At 69.4% G+C, this 17,640-nt stretch carries 17 protein-coding genes and 1 tRNA gene; 14 read left to right on the top strand and 4 right to left on the bottom strand.

Annotated features, from left to right (window positions below; all coding sequences use genetic code 11):
- Window positions 1–119 precede the first annotated feature (119 nt).
- Window positions 120–1,550, top strand: coding sequence for an FAD-binding oxidoreductase (locus KL771_RS04195; protein ID WP_261967303.1), 1,431 nt, complete (start codon window positions 120–122; stop codon window positions 1,548–1,550).
- Window positions 1,551–1,565: 15 nt separating this feature from the next.
- Here KL771_RS04195 and KL771_RS04190 read toward each other — a convergent pair whose 3' ends face one another.
- The gene (locus KL771_RS04190; protein ID WP_261967302.1) at window positions 1,566–2,405 is read right to left on the bottom strand and encodes an SOS response-associated peptidase; all 840 of its coding nucleotides are present in this window, start codon (window positions 2,403–2,405) and stop codon (window positions 1,566–1,568) included.
- A 256-nt stretch (window positions 2,406–2,661) separates the two neighbouring features.
- Between KL771_RS04190 and KL771_RS04185 the strand changes: the two genes are divergently transcribed.
- The 4 genes from KL771_RS04185 to KL771_RS04170 all read left to right on the top strand — a co-directional run bounded on the left by KL771_RS04185 (window position 2,662) and on the right by KL771_RS04170 (window position 4,652).
- Complete coding sequence (locus KL771_RS04185; protein ID WP_261967301.1) at window positions 2,662–3,186, top strand: hypothetical protein; 525 nt, start codon at window positions 2,662–2,664, stop codon at window positions 3,184–3,186.
- Between the two features lie 50 nt (window positions 3,187–3,236).
- Window positions 3,237–3,695, top strand: a complete 459-nt coding sequence (locus KL771_RS04180) for an NUDIX hydrolase (protein ID WP_261967300.1) — start codon at window positions 3,237–3,239, stop codon at window positions 3,693–3,695.
- A 149-nt stretch (window positions 3,696–3,844) separates the two neighbouring features.
- The gene (locus KL771_RS04175) at window positions 3,845–4,213 is read left to right on the top strand and encodes a TIGR02301 family protein (protein WP_261967299.1); all 369 of its coding nucleotides are present in this window, start codon (window positions 3,845–3,847) and stop codon (window positions 4,211–4,213) included.
- A 178-nt stretch (window positions 4,214–4,391) separates the two neighbouring features.
- Window positions 4,392–4,652 (top strand): hypothetical protein, encoded by a 261-nt coding sequence (locus KL771_RS04170; protein WP_054358196.1) that lies wholly within the window; start codon window positions 4,392–4,394, stop codon window positions 4,650–4,652.
- Between the two features lie 30 nt (window positions 4,653–4,682).
- Here KL771_RS04170 and KL771_RS04165 read toward each other — a convergent pair whose 3' ends face one another.
- Together KL771_RS04165 and KL771_RS04160 are read right to left on the bottom strand one after the other, a co-directional pair.
- A complete protein-coding gene (locus KL771_RS04165; protein WP_261967298.1) occupies window positions 4,683–5,324 on the bottom strand; it encodes a LysE family translocator in 642 nt (213 codons plus the stop codon).
- A gap of 276 nt (window positions 5,325–5,600) precedes the next feature.
- The gene (locus KL771_RS04160; RefSeq protein ID WP_449301118.1) at window positions 5,601–6,032 is read right to left on the bottom strand and encodes a septal ring lytic transglycosylase RlpA family protein; all 432 of its coding nucleotides are present in this window, start codon (window positions 6,030–6,032) and stop codon (window positions 5,601–5,603) included.
- A 600-nt stretch (window positions 6,033–6,632) separates the two neighbouring features.
- Between KL771_RS04160 and KL771_RS04155 the strand changes: the two genes are divergently transcribed.
- Window positions 6,633–6,708 (top strand) — tRNA-Ile (locus KL771_RS04155).
- Between the two features lie 145 nt (window positions 6,709–6,853).
- Here the strand turns inward: KL771_RS04155 and KL771_RS04150 are convergent.
- Window positions 6,854–8,107 (bottom strand): pyridoxal-phosphate-dependent aminotransferase family protein, encoded by a 1,254-nt coding sequence (locus tag KL771_RS04150; protein ID WP_261967296.1) that lies wholly within the window; start codon window positions 8,105–8,107, stop codon window positions 6,854–6,856.
- Between the two features lie 281 nt (window positions 8,108–8,388).
- On the opposite strand from KL771_RS04150, the gene KL771_RS04145 reads away from it, so the two are divergent.
- The 8 genes from KL771_RS04145 to KL771_RS04110 all read left to right on the top strand — a co-directional run bounded on the left by KL771_RS04145 (window position 8,389) and on the right by KL771_RS04110 (window position 17,475).
- A complete protein-coding gene (locus KL771_RS04145) occupies window positions 8,389–9,918 on the top strand; it encodes a trimethylamine methyltransferase family protein (RefSeq protein WP_261967630.1) in 1,530 nt (509 codons plus the stop codon).
- A gap of 55 nt (window positions 9,919–9,973) precedes the next feature.
- Window positions 9,974–11,638, top strand: a complete 1,665-nt coding sequence (locus KL771_RS04140) for an FAD-dependent oxidoreductase (RefSeq protein ID WP_261967295.1) — start codon at window positions 9,974–9,976, stop codon at window positions 11,636–11,638.
- A gap of 8 nt (window positions 11,639–11,646) precedes the next feature.
- The gene (locus KL771_RS04135; protein WP_261967294.1) at window positions 11,647–12,822 is read left to right on the top strand and encodes an NAD(P)/FAD-dependent oxidoreductase; all 1,176 of its coding nucleotides are present in this window, start codon (window positions 11,647–11,649) and stop codon (window positions 12,820–12,822) included.
- Between the two features lie 83 nt (window positions 12,823–12,905).
- Window positions 12,906–13,904 (top strand): GlxA family transcriptional regulator, encoded by a 999-nt coding sequence (locus KL771_RS04130; protein WP_261967293.1) that lies wholly within the window; start codon window positions 12,906–12,908, stop codon window positions 13,902–13,904.
- 100 nt (window positions 13,905–14,004) lie between these two features.
- Window positions 14,005–14,658 carry an ABC transporter permease gene (locus KL771_RS04125; RefSeq protein ID WP_261967292.1) on the top strand — a complete coding sequence of 218 codons (654 nt, stop codon included), beginning with the start codon at window positions 14,005–14,007 and terminating at the stop codon, window positions 14,656–14,658.
- Window positions 14,655–15,761, top strand: coding sequence for an ABC transporter ATP-binding protein (locus KL771_RS04120; RefSeq protein WP_261967291.1), 1,107 nt, complete (start codon window positions 14,655–14,657; stop codon window positions 15,759–15,761). Before KL771_RS04125 ends, KL771_RS04120 begins: the two co-directional genes overlap by 4 nt.
- Window position 15,762: 1 nt before the next feature.
- Window positions 15,763–16,491 carry an ABC transporter permease gene (locus KL771_RS04115; protein ID WP_261967290.1) on the top strand — a complete coding sequence of 243 codons (729 nt, stop codon included), beginning with the start codon at window positions 15,763–15,765 and terminating at the stop codon, window positions 16,489–16,491.
- Between the two features lie 93 nt (window positions 16,492–16,584).
- Window positions 16,585–17,475 carry a glycine betaine ABC transporter substrate-binding protein gene (locus KL771_RS04110; protein WP_261967289.1) on the top strand — a complete coding sequence of 297 codons (891 nt, stop codon included), beginning with the start codon at window positions 16,585–16,587 and terminating at the stop codon, window positions 17,473–17,475.
- Window positions 17,476–17,640: the final 165 nt, after the last annotated feature.

Genomic DNA, 17,640 nt, shown 5'->3' with positions numbered 1-17,640 from the left:
CGGGACGGAATGGCGGACCGGCGTTCGGCGCGGGCCGGGACGGCCTTGGCGATGAAGCGGGTTACACGGCCGCGCCGCAATGGTAAGGGCAGGGACGAGGTCCACCGGAACCCCCGCTCATGCCGAGCCGTCCCGCACCGCCGTCCTCCGACCTGCTTGCCCGTTTCGCCGCCATCGTCGGCGGGCGCCATGCCCTGACGGCTCCTGATGTGACCCGTCCCTACCTGATCGAATGGCGCGATCGCTACGAGGGCGCCTCTCCCATGGTGCTGCGGCCCGGCTCCACGGCCGAGGTGGCGGCGATCCTGAAGCTCGCCAGCGAGACCGGCACACCGATCGTGCCGCAGGGCGGCAATACCGGCCTGGTCGGCGGACAGGTTCCCGACGAGAGCGGGACCGAGATCGTGCTTTCGCTCGGCCGGCTCGACCGCATCCGCGCCGTCGATCCGGCGGCCAGCACCATGACGGCCGAAGCCGGCGTGATCCTCGATCGCATCCACGACGCCGCCGATGCGGCCGACCGCCTGTTTCCCCTGACGCTCGGCAGCCAGGGCAGTTGCACCATCGGCGGCAATCTCTCCTCCAATGCCGGCGGCACCGCGGTGCTCGCCTACGGCAATGCGCGCGACATGGTGCTCGGCCTGGAGGTGGTGCTGCCGACCGGCGAGATCGTCGAGGGCTTGCGGGCGCTGCGCAAGGACAATGCCGGCTACGACCTGAAGCAGCTCTTCCTCGGCACCGAGGGCACGCTCGGCGTGATCACCGCAGCGGTCCTGAAGCTCTGGGCGAAGCCGAAGGCGCAGGAGGTGGCGGTCGCCGGGGTCGCAACGCCGGCCGACGCGCTCGCCGCTCTCGGGCTCGCCAAGACCCGCGCCGGCGCTCAATTGACCGCTTTCGAGATCATGCCGCGCCAGCTGGTCGAATTCTGCCTCCGCCATCAGCCGGGCAGCCGGGATCCGCTGTCGACCCCAGCGCCCTGGTATCTCCTCGTCGAGGTCTCGGTCGGCACCGGTCCGGCGGAAGCGCACGCCCTGATGGAGGCGGTCCTGGAGGACGGGCTTGCCGCCGGTCTGATCGAGGATGCGACCATCGCCCAGTCGGTCGCCCAGGCGAAGGACTTCTGGCGCATGCGCCACGGCATGTCGGAGGTGCAGAAGCACGAGGGCGGCTCGATCAAGCACGACGTGTCGCTGCCGCTTTCCGCCCTGCCGGAGTTCCTCACCCGCGCGACCGAGGCCGTCGAGCGGCTGGTTCCCGGCTGCCGGCCGGTCCCGTTTGGCCATCTCGGCGACGGCAACATCCACTTCAACGTCAGCCAGCCGGTCGGTGCCGACAAGGCGGCTTTCCTGGCCGGCTGGGAGGCGATGAACGCGGTCGTCCACGGGATCGTCACCGAACTCGGCGGCTCGATCGCGGCCGAGCATGGCGTCGGCCGCATGAAGCGGGAGATGCTCGCCGGCGTGCGCAGTCCGGTCGAGATGATGCTGATGCGCCGTCTCAAGGCGACCCTCGATCCGGCGGGAATCCTCAACCCCGGCAAGGTGGTGTGACGGCGCCCGGCGGCTCTACAGGAGATCGAGCTGGCCGCCCGCGGCCTTGCCGCCGGCGGCCTTCTTGCGGGGCGCGGCCCGCCGGGCCGGTTTCGGCACGCCGGCCGGCCCGGCCGGATCCGGTGCCTGCGTCCGTTCCCGCGCCTCTGCGGCGGTCTCATGGGGCGGCGCGGCCGGCGGCAGCAGGGGTTCGGTCAGCGGCAACAGCAGACGCTCGTCGTCGTTGACGACCTTGTTGACCCGCTCGGAGACCGGCACGGCCTCGAAATAGTCGTCGGCGACCGGGGCGATCAGGCGCATCGCCTCGGCCACGTCGACATGCATCGTGTCGATCCAGGCGGCATGATGCTGCGGCCCGACCACGGCCGGCATGCGGTCGTGGATCGCCGCGATGGCGCGGTTGGCCGGCACGGTCAGGATGCAGGCGGTGTCGATCTCCGAGCCGTCCTTCGACGACCAGGTCTCCCACAGCCCCGCAAAGGCGGTCAGTCCGCCATGGCGCGGGCGGATGAAGAAGGGCTGCTTGCCGGCCGGCGTGCGCCGCCACTCGTAGAAGCCGCTGGCCGGGACGAGGCAGCGCCGGTGGCGCATGGCGGCCCGGAACGACGGCTTGGTCGCGGCCGTCTCGGCGCGGGCATTGATGATCAGCGAGAAGGCCTTCGGATCGGCCACCCAGCCGGGCAGGAAGCCCCAGCGGGCGAGCAGGAATTTCGGCGCCGCCCCGGGCCCGGTCACGATCGCGATCGGCTGCGTCGGCGCGATGTTGAAGCGCGGCGGAAAGTTCGGCTGCTCGGCATAGCGGAACAGCGCGCGCACTTCCTCGGGCGTGGCGGTCAGGACGAAGCGTCCGCACATGTCAGATCTCCTTCGACGGTCAGTCTAACCCGCAAATGCGGACGGCGCGCGCCGTGCGCCAATTTGCCGGGAAACTCCGTGTTCCGAAGAGCCTTGCAGGAGAGGACGGACCGATTGAACGCCGGAGGGGGTGTTTGCCGGAACCACAGCGTTTCCGGACGGCTTGACCATCGATGACGCTGCGTCTGGTTAAGAAAATTGGAAACATTGCGGGCCATAGTCGTCGGAAGGCCGGAAAGGCGCGGGGGTTGGGGACATGCAAGCGGCATTGATGGAGAGCGACGACGTCGATCGAGACCGTCTCAGCCCCGAAAAGCTCGCCGCTGCCAACATCAACCCGACGACACGTCTCGCAACCGACTATCTCAACCACTACAACAACGCGGTGATGCTGCTGGACATCCTCCCGGCGATGCCGGAATGCGCCGCGGAAATCGAGGCCTGGCAGCCGATCGCCTACGAGGATTATTTTTCCCATTCGCATTTCCGCGAGCGCGATCTGGCGATCTCGGCCTATCGCCGCGCCGATCCGCTGGTCCGCCGCGCCTTCGACGCCGCGGTCAGCGAACTCGACACCGCCATGTTGGAGACCCGCCACCTGGTGCTGTCGGGCAATCCTTCGGATCCCGCCATGGCGGCGGAACTGCACCGTCAGCAGCGCGAGTATCTGCAGCCGCTGATCGCGCGTACGTCCGCCATCGTCAACGGCGCCGGCGCGCTGCGCGAGGCCGACCTGGATGTCGATGCCGCCCAGAATTCGGTCGACGAACTCTTTCCGTGACGGGCGGTCCGGAGCGCGACAGGCGCCGCCGCCTTGCCTATCCTCGCCGCATGACCGAATCCACGACGGACACTCTCGCCCAACTCAACCGCCCCCTTCTCGGCGTCAGCGTCTCCGTCTGGCATGGCGACAAGGTTCTGCTGATCCGCCGCGGCCGCGATCCGGGACGCGGATTGTGGGCGCCGGTCGGCGGCAAGGTGGCGCTCGGCGAGCGGCTGGCCGAGGCTGCGCTGCGCGAGGTGCGCGAGGAAACCGGTGTGGAATGCCGGCTGACGCCGCTGTCCGACCTGCGCGAGATGATCTGGCCGGCCCGCGACGGTCGTCCGGCCAGCCATGTCGTGCTCGCTGTCTACGGCGCCGAATGGATCTCCGGCGAGCCGGTTGCCGGCGACGACGCCGAGGTGGCGGCCTGGTTCGCGCCGGCCGATTTCGACAGCCTTGCGATGGTGCCGGGCACGGTGCCCTACATTCTCGCCACCCGCCGACTGATCGGTGGCGGGACGCCTTGAAAATCGGCTAGAAGGGCAATCGCAAGACGGGCAGCCCAGGAGCGGCGCGGCATGACGGTTTTGGATCCGGTTTCGAGCGGCGCGGCATGACGGGATCGCGGCCGGTTGGGAGCGACGCGCCGGGGCCGGCGCCGAGGGCGCTGGCCTTGATGCTGGCCGCGGGTCTCGCCGTATCGTCCCTTGCCGCCGTGCCGGCCCGTGCCCTGCCGGGCGATCCGCCCTATGCCGAATCGCTGATGCGACTGGCCGAGATCCTGGGCGGTCTGCATCACCTGCGACCGCTGTGCGGCGCGCCGGACGGTCAGATCTGGCGGCAGAAGATGTCGGCCCTGATCCAGGCCCAGGATCCGACCCCGGAAGACCGCAAACGGCTGGTCGAGCGCTTCAATCAGAGCTACCGCTCGCTGGCCGAAATCCACCGAACCTGCACCCCGGCGGCGATCGAGATCATTGACCGCTATCTGGCCGAAGGGGGACGCCTGACGCGGGACATCGTCTCGCGCTACGGCCGGCCTTGACGGGGGCCGCCGAGCTGTGACCTGCCGAGTTTATCAACCGAAATTAACCATTCCTTGAGAAACTTTAATACTCGTTAACGTTGGCGTGAGGTTAACCGCGCCATGGAAATTTCGCCATGCTACCAATTCCGTCGGGGATAGGACCGGGCGCAGGACGCGCCCTGGATGGGACGACATCATGCTCGACGAGCGGAAGGCCGACGAGGTCGAAACGACAGTCGCCGACAAGAAGCGCGCGGCCTACGAGATCGTGGCCGATGCCATGGCGGAGGCCGAGGCGGAGGGGATCGAATACGAGATCGTCACCCAGGCGGCGCTGTTTGCCGTGCTGACGGAGCTGGTCGGGCACTATGGCGAGGCCGCCGTGGCGGCCCTGGCCGGGCGTCTCTCCGACCGGATCATGGCCGGTGAATATACCCTGGTGCGCCCGCTGCAATAACCGGCGCGCCAACCGCAATGCCGAACGCGGTCAGGCGAGCCCGAGTGCCGACCAGGCCAGCCGTGCGAGGATCGCCGCACCGAAGAGAATCAGCACGCCGCCGGCACCCTGGTTGATTCGCTCAAGGCCGCGATCGGTCAGCTTGTCTCGGACCACCGAGACCAGCGAGGCGACGAAGAACCACCAGCCGCAGCCCCCGGCGAGGACGCCGAGCACCAGCAGCGTCGCGCCGAGATAGTCGCCGGGCGCGGGGGCGAGATCGCCGAGAGAGCCGAACACGGCGATGAAGCCGAGCACCGTGGCCGGATTGGTCACCGTCATGCCGAACGAGGTCAGAGCGGTCGAGAGCACGCCGTCGCGCGCGCTGCCGCCGGCGGCCAGATGCGGGTGCATGCGCATGATCCGGATGCCGAAGACGATCAGCACCAGGCCGCCGACCAGTTGGAAGAGCGAGGAATAGCCCGCGATGAAGGCGGCCGTGGCGGTGAAGCCGTAGGCGGCCAGTGCGGCGAACAGGCCGTCGGCGAAGACGGCGCCGATGCCGGCGGCGAGACCGGCCAGAAAGCCACGCCGGAAGGCGAGCTGGATGCACATGATGTTGACGGGGCCGATCGGCGCGGAGAACAGGATGCCGATCCCGATGCCTTTGACCACCAACCAGATATCGATCACCCGCGCCTCACGTTCCGTCGCCCGTGAAGAGTTAGAACAAGGCGCGCGGGTCGACAACCGTTCCCGACCGTTTGCGGTTCCCGAATACCGGCCGGCTCCGGCGCAGGGCGACGGCGGCGATCCCGGCCGACCGTCCGATGGCGGCGCTGTCGAATCGGAAGCCGCCGGAAGCGATGGGCCCCGGCGGCTTCCTGATCGTTCGTCACGGGTGGGCGCCTGCTGTTCATGAGCCGGACGGCTTGGTCCGGCGCGACCGCACCCGGAGGGGAATGGCGTCTAGCGCTCGACCATCCGGACCGGCTCGGCGGCGTCCGCGTTGGCACCAACGCGTTCGACACGGACCTTGGCCAGGCCGCTGGCGATGAAGCCGAGCTGGGAGGCGGCGCCCCGGCTCACGTCGATGATGCGGCCACGGACGTAGGGTCCGCGATCGTTGATCCGCAGCATCACGGTCTTGCCGTTGTTGAGATTGGTCACCTTGACCCGCGATCCGAGCGGGTAGGAGCGATGGGCGGCGGTCATGGCGTTCTGATTGAAGCGCTCGCCCGAGGCGGTCGGTCCGCCATGCAGGCGGCCGCCATAGAAGGAGGCGATGCCGACACCTTCGGCAGACGCCGGGTTGCCCGTGACTGCCGAGAGGCCGAGGCCCAGCAAGGCGGCAGCGAAGGGCGTGCCACGCGTGAGGCGCGGCGAGACTGTGCAATTCATCATGGTTTGGTTCTCCAGGTTTGGTTGCGGGGTCGCGTGCCCCGATGCCGTGTCCTTTGGTCTCCTGGTTGGGGGGCGACCGCGTGCGGCCCGTAAGGCGGTCCGACGGTCGTGCTGGGTCCGGTGGCGGCCGACTGCGCGTCGGGCCGGCACGGCGGATGCTGGTCATGCGAAGTCCGGCACCGGGCGGGGCAAGACCCGTCGGGCTGGGGCCGGAACCGAGGCGTCAGTGACGCGGGGCGCCGGTGCGGCGCCGGGGCCGCACGAGGCGGCGGGTGGACAGCGCTGTTGCATGTCCGCCACAGAGGACCCGACTTGTCGGGCCGCCGACGCCATCGGCGCCGGAAACGAGGAGTTCGAGACGACCTGCAATGCGCCGATCTGGGCCCGAGGGCAGGAACGGGTCCGGCTGGAACTCAGCCGGCAATGCCAGATACGCATTACAAATCATTCACTTACTCACTCTTTTGCACTTCACTTGCGAAAGCCACCATATTCGCGACTGTGACCAGAATGGGGCGCGCTTGTCCGCGCTGCCCCGGGGTGCTACTCAGCCACCCGTCGCAATCGGCCTCACGGCGACTCGATTCCGTGTGGTCCGGGCCCGTAGCTCAACGGTTAGAGCTGGCCGCTCATAACGGTCTGGTTGCTGGTTCGAATCCGGCCGGGCCCACCATTCAGCACTGGCACGACAGCCGCGCACGCGCCGGCCGGACCTATGCCCGGTCCGGCGACACATCCTTGCGATATCGGAGAAAAGTGCCGGGGCGCGGCCGGCGGCGCTGTGCCGCGCCGCCGATTCCGTCCCGGCTTTCGGCGCCTCAGGCCGGCGTGCCGAAATGCCGTTGCAGCGCGGTCAGAGCCGCCTGCACACCGCCGTCGCCGATCGGGATCCCGAGGGTCTTCAGTGCAACTTCCGTAGCCCCGAGCGTGCCGAGCACCATCGGCGCATTCGCATAGCCCATATGGGCAATGCGGAAGGCCCGGCCGGTCAGATCGCCAATGCCGGAGCCGAGCACGACGCCGGCATTGTGCCGCGTGAAATCCCGCAGGCGCTGCGGATCGAAGCCGGGCGTCAAGATGGTCGTCACCGCCGGCGACCGCTCGGCCGGGGCCAGCACGTTGAACTCGAGCGCGCCGCCCTCCGCCCAGACCGCCACGGCCGCCTGGACGGCCGACGCCAGGCCGAGATGACGGGCCCAGACCCGTTCCAACCCTTCCTCGAACAGCAGGCCGAGCGAAGCCTCCAGGCCGAACAGCATGTGCTCGGGCGCGGTGCCGCAGAATTTCCGGTAGTTCTCGGGCAGGTCGCGCGCCGACCAGTCCCAATAGGCGGTGCGCAGTCCGGCCGTCCGGTGCGCGGCCTTGGCCTTCGGGCTGGCGGCCACGAAGGACAGGCCGGGCGTCATCATCAGCCCCTTCTGCGAGCAGGTGACCGAGACGTCGATCGCCCAGCGGTCCATCTCGTATTCCATGCAGCCGACCGAGGCGATGCCGTCGACCATGAACAGCGCCGGATGGCCGGCCGCGTCGATCGCGGCCCGGATCGCCGGGATGTCGTTGACCACGCCCGAGGCGGTGTCGATCTGGACGACCAGGATGGCCTTGATCGTATGCAGCGTGTCGGCCTTGAGCCGGGCCTCGACGGCGGCCGGGTCGACCGCCTTGCGCCAGTCGCCCGGCAGCACCTCGATCGTGAGCCCGAGGAACTCGCCCTGGTCGCCCCAGCCGCGCGCGAAGCGCCCGCTCTCCAGGACCAGCACATGGTCGCCGCGCGACAGCGTGTTGGTCAGCGCGGCCTCCCAGGCGCCGTGCCCGTTGGCGATATAGATGTAGGTCGAGCCCTCCGTCCGGAACACGGCCTTCAGGGTTTCCAGGCAATGGCCGGTCGTCGCCAGCAATTCGTCGGCATAAATGTCGACCGCCGGCCGATGCATCGCCTGCAGGACCACGTCGGGCACGTTGGTCGGACCCGGAATGGACAGGAACTCGCGGCCGCGGGCGAGCGGGACGGGCGCGGCTTTCGGTCGGGCCGGAGCCGGTCCGCCGCTCTTCGAGACATGATCCTGGTACATGGGAGGCTGTGTTTTCCGGGTTTTCGGGGCCGGCCGGACCCGCTACGTCCCGAACCGGCCGGTTTGAAAGTCGTATTATGCGTCGAACCGGCGTCCGGCACCAGAACCGAACGCCTTTTGGGAGCCATGCCGGGATGGCGAGGCCGTCGGCGGCCGGCGACGTTCATGTCGCATTTCTGGGGGGTGCGGTCGCATATCCCGCGGTCCCGCGGTGCGTTGGCGACTGATACTGCGCGCATGACCTCGGTCCGAGGCCGCAGGAGACGGGTTCCATGAACGAGATGAGGCGGCGTCGCGAGGGCGGACGGGCGCGTCAGACGGGGCCGGCGAGGCTGCCGCAATTGCCGCCCCAGCGCGTGGTCAATCCCTATCCGCCGATGGAAATCCTGTCCGCCGACCAGGTCGAGACGATCCATCTGACCTCGATGCGCATCCTGGAAGAGCTCGGCATCGAGATGATGTCGCCGCGCGCGCTGTCGATCTTCGAGGCGGCCGGCGCCAAGGTCGACCACGCCACCATGACCGTACGCATCGACCGCGGCCTCGTCGACCGGGCGCTCGCCACCGCCCCGGCGCGCTTCACGCTGACGCCGCGCAACCCGGACAAGCAGGTCTATTTCGGCGACAACGTGATCAATTTCGGCCTCGTCGCGGGGCCGCCCAACGTGCACGACCGCGAGCGCGGCCGGCGGTCGGGCAATTTTGCCGACTATTGCGACTTCACCCGGCTGGCGCAGCATTTCAACACGCTGCACCTGCTCGGCAACCAGGTCTGCGCGCCGATCGAGCTGCCGGCCAATTCGCGCCATCTCGATACCTATCGCGCCAACCTGACGCTGTCCGACCTCGTCTATCACTGCTCGGCGATCGGTGCCGGCCGGGCGATCGACGGCATCCGCATGATGGCGATCACGCGCGGCCTGACGCTCGACCAGATGAAGACCGATCCGTCGGTCCTGACCATCATCTCGGTCAACAGCCCGCGCCGGTTCGACGACGCCATGTCGGAAGGTCTGATGGCCATGGCGGAGCATGGCCAGGCGACCGTGATCACGCCGTTCACGCTGATGGGCGCCATGGCGCCGGTCTCGCTCGCCGGGGCGCTGGCGCAGCAGAACGCCGAGGCGCTGGCCGGCATCGTGCTGACCCAGCTGGTCAATCCCGGTGCGCCGGTGATCTACGGCGCCTTCACGTCGAATGTCGACATGCGTTCCGGCGCGCCGGCCTTCGGCACGCCGGAAAATGCCAAGGCCAATGTGATCGGCGGCCAGTTCGCCCGCCGGTACCGGCTGCCCTACCGCTCGACCAACGGCAATGCCTCCAATGCCGCCGACGCCCAGGCGGTCTACGAGACCGAGATGGCGCTCTGGGGCGCGGTGCTCGGCCACACCAATCTGCTCTATCATGCCGCCGGCTGGCTGGAGGGCGGGCTGACCGCCTCGTTCGAGAAGCTGGTGCTCGATATCGAGATGCTGCAGCACATGATCGAATTCCTGAAGCCGGTCCCGGTCGACGACGGCGAACTGGCCTTCGACGCCATCGCGGGCGTGCCGACCGGCGGCCATTTCTTCGGCTCGCCGCACACCATGGGCCGCTACGAGACGGCCTTCTACCGGCCGCTCGTCTCCAACTGGCAGAACTACGAGAACTGGCAGATCGGCGGGGGCAAGGACGCGACCGAGCGGGCGACCGACATCTGGAAGCGGGCGCTCGCCGAATATGAGGAACCGCCGATGGATCCGGCGATCCGCGAGGAACTCGACGCCTATGTGACGACCCGCCGCCAGGCGATCGGCAACGACGAGCCGTGAGCCGAGCCGCCTGGCTGTTGCTCCGCCTTCCTCTTCATCCGGACCCGATGACCCGATGACCGACGTCCGACCCGATCCGAAATCCGTCGCCGGCAAGGCTGTGCCGCCCGCCGAGACGACCGATCTGCTGGTCATCGGCGCCGGCCCGGCCGGTCTCGCTGCCGCCATTGAGGCCGCCCAGGCCGGCATCGGCGTCATCCTGGTCGACGAGCATCCGGTCGGCCTGGAGGTGATGGGCGACGAGGTGCCGCTGCATTTCGGCCAGGCCATGACCGGCGCGGTGCGCAATCGCAACGCCATGATGGAGGCGGTACTGGCCGCCACGCCGGAGATCGAGGCCGCGGTCGAGGCCGGCGTCGATGTCCGCCTCGGCACGGCGGCCTGGGGGCTCTATGCCAACGGACCGGGGCTCGCCTGGCTACCCGGCACGCTGGTCGGCGTCGCGGCCGACGGCGCCGCGCATCTGATCGGGGCCAGGAAGGTGATCGTGGCGGCCGGGCGGCGCGACATGGGCCTCGCCTTTCCGGGCTGGGAACTGCCCGGCGTCGTCGGCGCGACGGCGGCGCTGACGCTGGCCCGGCGCTACCAGGCGCTGGCGCCGCGCCGCGTCGTCTGGCTCGGGTCCACGTCGGAGGCGCTGGTCGCCGCGCTCGACCTGCGGGCGGCCGGCGTCGAAATCGCGGCGGTGGTCGACTGCGCGGCCGCGCCGGTCGGGGCGCCCGATCTCGTCGCCGCACTCGCCGCCGGCGGCACGGAAATCCTGGCCGGCCATGCCGTCCGCCGTGCGGAGGGCAGCGATCGGGTCGCCTCGGTGACGGTGGTTCCGGTCGACGCCACCGGCGCCGATGCGGGACCCGCGCGCACCATCGCCTGCGACGGCGCCGTGCTGGCCGTCGCGGCGGTGCCGGTCGTCGACCTGCTCGACGCGGCCGGGTGCCGGATCGGCTTCGATCCCGCCCGCGGCGGCCATGTGCCGGTCGTCGATGCCGACCAGCGGACCTCGATCGCGGACATCCATGCGGTCGGCGACTGCGCCGGCGTCTGGCCCGCCAAGGCGCGCGATCCCGAGATCGCGCGGGCCGAGGGCCGTCGCGCCGCGCGGGCCGCGGTCGCCGGTCTGGGCGGCATGGCCACCGGTCTGGGCGCCACGGCCGCCGGCCTGGGCACCACGGTCGCGCCGGTGGCACACGCATCCGGGCCGGAGGCGCCCGAGACCGATCCCTCCGCCTACCGCATCGCCTGGGTGGCGGCGAACGTCGTGCATGCCGTGCGCGACTGCACGGTCTGCCAATGCGAGGAGGTCACCGCCCGGGAGATCCTGGAGGTCCGTCCGCCACGCTATCTCGAGGCCGCAGCGGATGCCCGCAACGACCGATCGCTTGCTGCCCTGCTCGGTGACGGCCCGCCGGATCCCGACCAGGTCAAGCGTCTGACGCGCGCCGGCATGGGGCCGTGCCAGGGGCGCCGCTGCCGCGAGCAGGTCGCCGCGCTGCTGGCGATCGGCGGGGCCGTGCCGCTCGATCGCATCCGGCTGGCCAATCATCGCGCGCCGGTGCGCCCGCTGTCGCTGGCCGTGCTCGGCAGCCTGCCGGAGCACCCCGATCAGGCGGCGCATTGGGACAGCTGGTTCGGCATGAAGGGCCAGTGGCGGCCCTTCTGGGAGGTTCCGCCGCAATTCCGGGTCGGCGACGATGCGGCCGGTCCGCAGGTCAGCGAATGAGGGGCGCCATGGAGGACATCCGCAAGGCCGCCGTGGTGGTCATCGGCGGCGGCGTCACGGGTCTGTCAGCCGGCTGGTGGCTCGCGCGCGACGGCGTCGACGTGGTCGTGGTTGAGAAGGGCACGCTCGGCGCCGAGGCCTCGGGCCGCAACGGCGGCGGCTGCTCGCACCATCACTCGCCGCTGTTCCGGGAAGAGCAGCGGCTCTGGCCGTTGATGGACGACCTGCTCGGCTATCCGACCGAGTTCCGCCCCAACCGCGTCCGCCTGGCACGCAGCGACGAACAGATGGTGCTCTACGGGCGCGCGCTCGACAACGCCGCCGCGCAGGGCTTCCGCTCCGAAGTGCTCGACGCCCGTCAGGCGCAGGAGCTGGTGCCGCTCGCCGGCGACGGCATCGTCGGCGGCTACTATTATGCCTTCGGCGGCCATGCCAATCCGCACCGAACCCTGCAGGGCTATGCCTGGGCGATGCAGGATCACGGCGGCATGCTGCTGCAGAACTGCGCCGTCACCGGTTTCCGCCGGGCGGGCGGACGGGTCGTCGCGGTGGAGACCGACCGGGGCGCGATCGCCTGCGACCGGGTCGTGATCGCGGCCGGGCCGCATACCGGCCGGCTCGCCGCGCTGCTCGGCGCCGACATTCCGCTCGCGGTCGCCCGGGCCGAGATGATCGTCACCGAGGCCCTGCCGCTGATGCCGCTCGGCGGCGTCGACGGCAACGGTCTCTACGGCCGCCAGACGCTGCGCGGCAATCTCGCCTATGGCGGCGGCCCGCATGAGTGGCTCGACCTGCCGGTTGAGGGCGCGCCGGCCAAGCCCTCGACGCCGCTCGCCGGCAACATCGCCCGGCGCGTGGCCGAACTGCTGCCCAAGGCCGCCCATGCGCGCGTGATCCGCTCCTGGGCAGGCGTGATCGAGAACACCCCCGACGGCCGCCCGATCATCGACCGGCTGCCCGAGGTCGACAATGTGGTCGTCGCGACCCTGTCGAGCGTCGGCTTCGGCCTGTCGCCGGCGAGCGGCCGGGCGATCCGCGACCTCGTCGTCGAGCGTGCCTGCAGCTTCGCCGATCTGTCGACCTTCCGCCTTGACCGCTTCGCCACGCTGGAGCCGGACTGGCGCGAACGGCTCGGCTGGCTGTCGGCGGAGGCTTTCGCGCAGCGGGCGGGGGCCGCTTCCTAGAACGCCCGGATCGGTCGTATTTCTGGTGTCGGTGTCGAATTTCTGATAGATTGTCCGCACGCCATGGACATGGGTGGGGAACGATGGCCGCCGACACCGACACGAAAGTGATCGCCCTCCTGCTGGTCGAGGGCGTCGCGATGATGAGCCTCGCCTCGGCGATCGAGCCGCTGCGCTCGGCCAACCGGCTGCTCGGGCGGGAGGCTTGGCGCTGGCGGCTGATCAGCCTCGGCGGCCGGCCGATTTCGGCCTCGAACGGCATCCCGCTGCCGAGCGAACCGGCCGAGCAGATCCAGCCCGATCCCGACATGCTGTTCGTCTGCGGCGGCCTGCGCATCCAGCTGGAGGACGAGCGCGCCTATCTGGCGCTACTCCGCAAGGCGGCGCGCACCGGCATTACGATCGGCTCGCTCTCGACCGGCTCCTATCTGCTCGCCCGCGCCGGGCTCCTCGACGGCTACCGCTGCACCATCCACTGGGAGAACCGTCCGGCCTTCCAGGAGGAGTTCCCGCATCTCGACTGCACCGACAAGATCTACGAGATCGACCGTGACCGGCTGACCTGCTCGGGCGGTGCCGCCGCCATGGACCTGATGCTGCATCTGATCCAGCAGCGCCACGGCGCCGATCTCGCCCGCCGGGTGGCCAACCAGTTCCATCACGAGCGCATCCGCAACGAGCGCGACAACCAGCATGGCGGGCGGCTGGAGCGGCTCGCCGGCCTGCCGGCCCCGCTGCGAACGGCGGTGACGCTGATGAACGACCATACCGAGGACATGCTGGCCATCCCGGCCATCGCCCGCCGGGCCGGCGTCACGGCGCGCCAGTTGGAGCGGCTGTTCCTGCGCTACTGCGAGATGACGCCGACCCGCTACTATCTCGCGCTCCGGCTCGACCGCGCCCGCGAACTGCTGCTCTACAGCGAGCGCCCGATCTTCGAGATCGCGGTCGCCACCGGCTTCACCTCGGCCTCGCATTTCAGCCATTGGTTCAAGCGCATCCACGGCGAGCGCCCGTCGGAGATGCGCTCGGCCCGACAGGCCCGCGACGACGGGGCACCCCCGCCGGGCCCTCATCCCTGAGGTCGAATTTCTGGCCCCTCGTGTCGTTTCTCTGACGCCCGCGCCGTGCCGGCTGACTGACACTTCTCCCCGGAAACAGCGGATTTCGGGGGGCTCCAGCATGGAGACGTTCGCCTTCATCCTGGCGAACCTGCCGGTGATCGGGCAGCGCATGCTCGAGCACGTCTCGCTGGTCGCCGTCTCGGTCGGGGTGGCGATCGCGACCGGCGTGCCGATCGGCATCGCCATCACGCAAAGCCGCACCGCCGCCGACCGCGTGCTCTATGTCGCCGCGGTCGTGATGACCATCCCGTCGATCGCGCTGTTCGGCATCCTGATCCCGATCCTGTCGACGATCGGGCAGGGCATCGGCTATCTGCCGGCGGTGATCGCGCTGATCCTCTATGCGCAGCTGCCGATCATCCGCAACACCTACACGGCGATCATGAATGTCGACCCGGCGCTGCGCGAGGCGGCGCGCGGCATGGGCATGACCACCTTCGACCGCCTGCGCCGGGTCGAGATCCCCGTCGCCCTGCCGGTGATCGTCAACGGCATCCGCAACGCCGTCGTGCTGAACATCGCGATCGCCGCCATCGCGACCTATATCGGCGCCGGCGGGCTCGGCACCTTCATCTCGCGCGGCATCTCGCAGACCGACATCCGTCAGCTCCTGACTGGGGCGATGGCCGTCAGCCTGCTGGCGATCCTGGCCGATCTGGCGCTGCTCGGCGCGCAGCGGCTGATGACCTCCCCGGGATTGAGGCCGCGATGATCCGACTGGAACAGGTCTCCAAGCAATTCGGCCCCGTGACCGCGGTCGACCGGGTCGATATGGACGTCCCGGCGGGCGCGGTCTGCGTGCTGCTCGGCCCGTCCGGCTGCGGCAAGACCACCACCATGCGCATGATCAACCGGCTGATCGAGCCGACCTCCGGCCGCATCCTGGTCGACGGACGCGACACCGCCACGGTCGACCAGGTCTCGCTGCGCCGCTCGATCGGCTATGTCATCCAGCAGATCGGCCTGTTCCCGAACATGACGGTCGAGGACAATATCTGTGTCGTCCCCGATCTCCTCGGCTGGCCGCGGGCGAAATCGCGCAAGCGCGCGGCCGAACTGCTCGATCTGGTCAATCTCGATCCCGGCATCTTCCTGAAGCGCTATCCGAAGGAACTCTCCGGCGGCCAGGCGCAGCGTGTCGGCGTCGTCCGGGCGCTCGCCGCCGATCCGCCCGTGCTCCTGATGGACGAGCCCTTCGGGGCGATCGACCCGATCAACCGCGAGGTGATCCAGGACGAGTTCATGAAGCTCCAGGCGGAGCTCAAGAAGACCGTCGTCTTCGTCAGTCACGACATCGACGAGGCGGTCAAGATGGCGACGCGCATCGCCATCTTCCGCGATGGCCGGCTGATCCAGTACGACTCGCCCGACCGCCTGCTCGCCCATCCGATCGACGCCTTCGTGGCCGAGTTCGTCGGCACCGACCGCACCTTGAAGCGGCTGCGCCTGATCCGGGTCGCCGAGGCGATGATGGCCGACCCGCCGCGCGTCACTGCCGAGGACACGCTCGACACCGCCGTCGGCCGGATGCAGGAGCACGGCCATGTCGCCATCGTGATGGTCGGGCCGCAGGGCCGCGCGCGCGGCGTGGTGCGGCTCGATGCGGTCCGTCAGGCGAAGGGGCTGGTCGGCGAGCACCAGGAGCCGCTGCCCGGCGTCGTCAACGTCAAGGACGACCTGCGCGCCGCCGTCTCGCAGATGTTCACCCACGGCGTGACCTGGCTCGCCTGCGTCGACGACGACGGCTTCTATCGCGGCTACGTCACCCAGACCGGCATCACGCGCATGCTCGGCGCGACCTCGGGAGAGCGGTGACATGCGCGCGGGCGGGCTCGGCGGTCTGGCGCGCTTCGCCTTCGTGGCCGGGGTCTTCGCGCTCGGCGCCTGGCTGCAGGCGCGCGGCACGCTGCCGTCGATCCTGCAGCATCGTGGCGACGTGATCTATCTCGCCCGCCAGCATCTGGTGCTGGCGGCGATCTCCGGCGCGATGGCGATCGCGGTCGGCGTGCCGCTCGGCATCCTGCTGACGCGCGAACGCTTCGCCTCCGTCGCCGGGATCGTCACCCAGATCGTCAATCTGGGCACCACCATCCCGACGCTCGCGCTGATCGCGCTGGCCATGTCGGTACTCGGCATCGGCGCGCCACCGGCGGTGTTCGCGCTGTTCGTGCTGACGCTGCTGCCGGTTCTGCTCAACACCGTCGCCGGCCTCAACGCCGTGCCGGCGCCGCTGGTCGATGCGGCGCGTGGCATGGGCATGACGCCGGGCCAGATCCTGCGCCGGGTCGAGCTGCCCAATGCCGTCTTCGTCATCCTGGCCGGCATCCGCACCGCGCTCGCCATCAATATCGGCACCGTTCCGCTGGCCTTCCTGATCGGGGCCGGCGGGCTCGGCGAGCTGATCTTCACCGGCATCGATCTGATGGAGCCCGGGATGCTGCTGGCCGGGGCGATCCCGACGGCGCTTCTCGCCGTCGCCGTCGATTTCCTGATCGGCCAGATCCAGTTCTGGTTCGTGCCGAGGGGCGTCAACCCGCTGCGCTGATCCCGCTCAAGAACCGCAACTGAGGCGGCTCTGCCGCCCGAAAGAGAAACCGCGGCAGCGCCGCCGTCCGCAAGAGCAACCGGAGACCCGACCATGCTGAAACGCAGCCTTCTCGCCTTCGCCTGCGCCGCGCTCGCCGTCCTGGCCGTGCCGCGCGATGCCGCCGCCCAGACCGTGGTGGTCGGCGGCAAGAACTTCACCGAGCAGCAGATCATGTCGGAGATGACGACGCAGCTCCTGCGCGCCAAGGGCTTCACGGTCGACAAGCGCGCCGGCCTCGGCACAGCGCCGCTGCGCCAGGCCCAGGAGGCCGGCCAGATCGACCTCTATTGGGAATATACCGGCACCTCGCTGATCAACTTCAACAAGGTCACCGACAAGCTCGACGCCGCCCAGACCTACGCCAAGGTCAAGGAACTCGACGCCGCCAAGGGCCTGGTCTGGCTGCAGCCGTCCAAGGCCAACAACACCTACGCGCTCGCCATGCGCAAGGACGACGCGGCCACCAAGGGCATCAAGTCGTTGTCGGACCTGGCCGCCAAGGTCAAGGGCGGCGCCGGCTACAAGTTCGGCTGCAACGCGGAATTCTATTCGCGCGCCGACGGCCTGACGCCGCTGCAGAAGACCTACGACTTCGAGTTCGGGCGCGACAACGTGGTTCGCATGGATACCGGCCTCGTCTATCAGGCCCTGCGCGACGCCCAGGTCGAGGTCGGCCTCGTCTTCGCCACCGACGGCCGGGTGCCGGCCTTCAACTTCGTCATCCTGACCGACGACAAGGGCTACTTCCCGACCTATGCGATGACCCCGGTCGTCCGCAAGGAGACGCTCGACAAGAACCCGAAGCTCGCCGAGATCCTGAACGCCCTGTCGGCCAAGCTCGACGATGCCACCATGGCCAAGCTCAACGCCTCCGTCGACGTCGAGAAGAAAACCATCGAGGACGTCGCCACCGGCTTCCTCAAGGCGCAGTCGCTGATCTGACCGTCATTCGAGATGGGCGGGCGGTGGTCCGAGGGCGAGGTTTGAGGCCTGACCGGAAGCCTTGGGCCGGACTGCGGCATCGACCCCCTCATCCGGCCTTCGGCCACCTTCTCCCCCCTCCGGAGGGAGAAGGGGATAACCCGTTGATGGAATATACGAAACAGT

Source organism: Prosthecodimorpha staleyi (assembly GCF_018729455.1).
Lineage (GTDB): Bacteria > Pseudomonadota > Alphaproteobacteria > Rhizobiales > Ancalomicrobiaceae > Prosthecodimorpha > Prosthecodimorpha staleyi.
This window is presented reverse-complemented; position numbering and strand designations above follow the sequence as displayed.

Excerpts from the sequence above, each read along its gene's own strand:
- KL771_RS04195 (WP_261967303.1), top strand. The coding sequence starts at position 120 with ATGCCGAGCCGTCCCGCACCGCCGTCCTCCGACCTGCTTGCCCGTTTC.
- KL771_RS04190 (WP_261967302.1), bottom strand. The coding sequence starts at position 2,405 with ATGTGCGGACGCTTCGTCCTGACCGCCACGCCCGAGGAAGTGCGCGCG.
- KL771_RS04185 (WP_261967301.1), top strand. The coding sequence starts at position 2,662 with ATGCAAGCGGCATTGATGGAGAGCGACGACGTCGATCGAGACCGTCTC.
- KL771_RS04180 (WP_261967300.1), top strand. The coding sequence starts at position 3,237 with ATGACCGAATCCACGACGGACACTCTCGCCCAACTCAACCGCCCCCTT.
- KL771_RS04175 (WP_261967299.1), top strand. The coding sequence starts at position 3,845 with ATGCTGGCCGCGGGTCTCGCCGTATCGTCCCTTGCCGCCGTGCCGGCC.
- KL771_RS04170 (WP_054358196.1), top strand. The coding sequence starts at position 4,392 with ATGCTCGACGAGCGGAAGGCCGACGAGGTCGAAACGACAGTCGCCGAC.
- KL771_RS04160 (WP_449301118.1), bottom strand. The coding sequence starts at position 6,032 with ATGAATTGCACAGTCTCGCCGCGCCTCACGCGTGGCACGCCCTTCGCT.
- KL771_RS04150 (WP_261967296.1), bottom strand. The coding sequence starts at position 8,107 with ATGTACCAGGATCATGTCTCGAAGAGCGGCGGACCGGCTCCGGCCCGA.
- KL771_RS04145 (WP_261967630.1), top strand. The coding sequence starts at position 8,389 with ATGAGGCGGCGTCGCGAGGGCGGACGGGCGCGTCAGACGGGGCCGGCG.
- KL771_RS04140 (WP_261967295.1), top strand. The coding sequence starts at position 9,974 with ATGACCGACGTCCGACCCGATCCGAAATCCGTCGCCGGCAAGGCTGTG.
- KL771_RS04135 (WP_261967294.1), top strand. The coding sequence starts at position 11,647 with ATGGAGGACATCCGCAAGGCCGCCGTGGTGGTCATCGGCGGCGGCGTC.
- KL771_RS04130 (WP_261967293.1), top strand. The coding sequence starts at position 12,906 with ATGGCCGCCGACACCGACACGAAAGTGATCGCCCTCCTGCTGGTCGAG.
- KL771_RS04125 (WP_261967292.1), top strand. The coding sequence starts at position 14,005 with ATGGAGACGTTCGCCTTCATCCTGGCGAACCTGCCGGTGATCGGGCAG.
- KL771_RS04120 (WP_261967291.1), top strand. The coding sequence starts at position 14,655 with ATGATCCGACTGGAACAGGTCTCCAAGCAATTCGGCCCCGTGACCGCG.
- KL771_RS04115 (WP_261967290.1), top strand. The coding sequence starts at position 15,763 with ATGCGCGCGGGCGGGCTCGGCGGTCTGGCGCGCTTCGCCTTCGTGGCC.
- KL771_RS04110 (WP_261967289.1), top strand. The coding sequence starts at position 16,585 with ATGCTGAAACGCAGCCTTCTCGCCTTCGCCTGCGCCGCGCTCGCCGTC.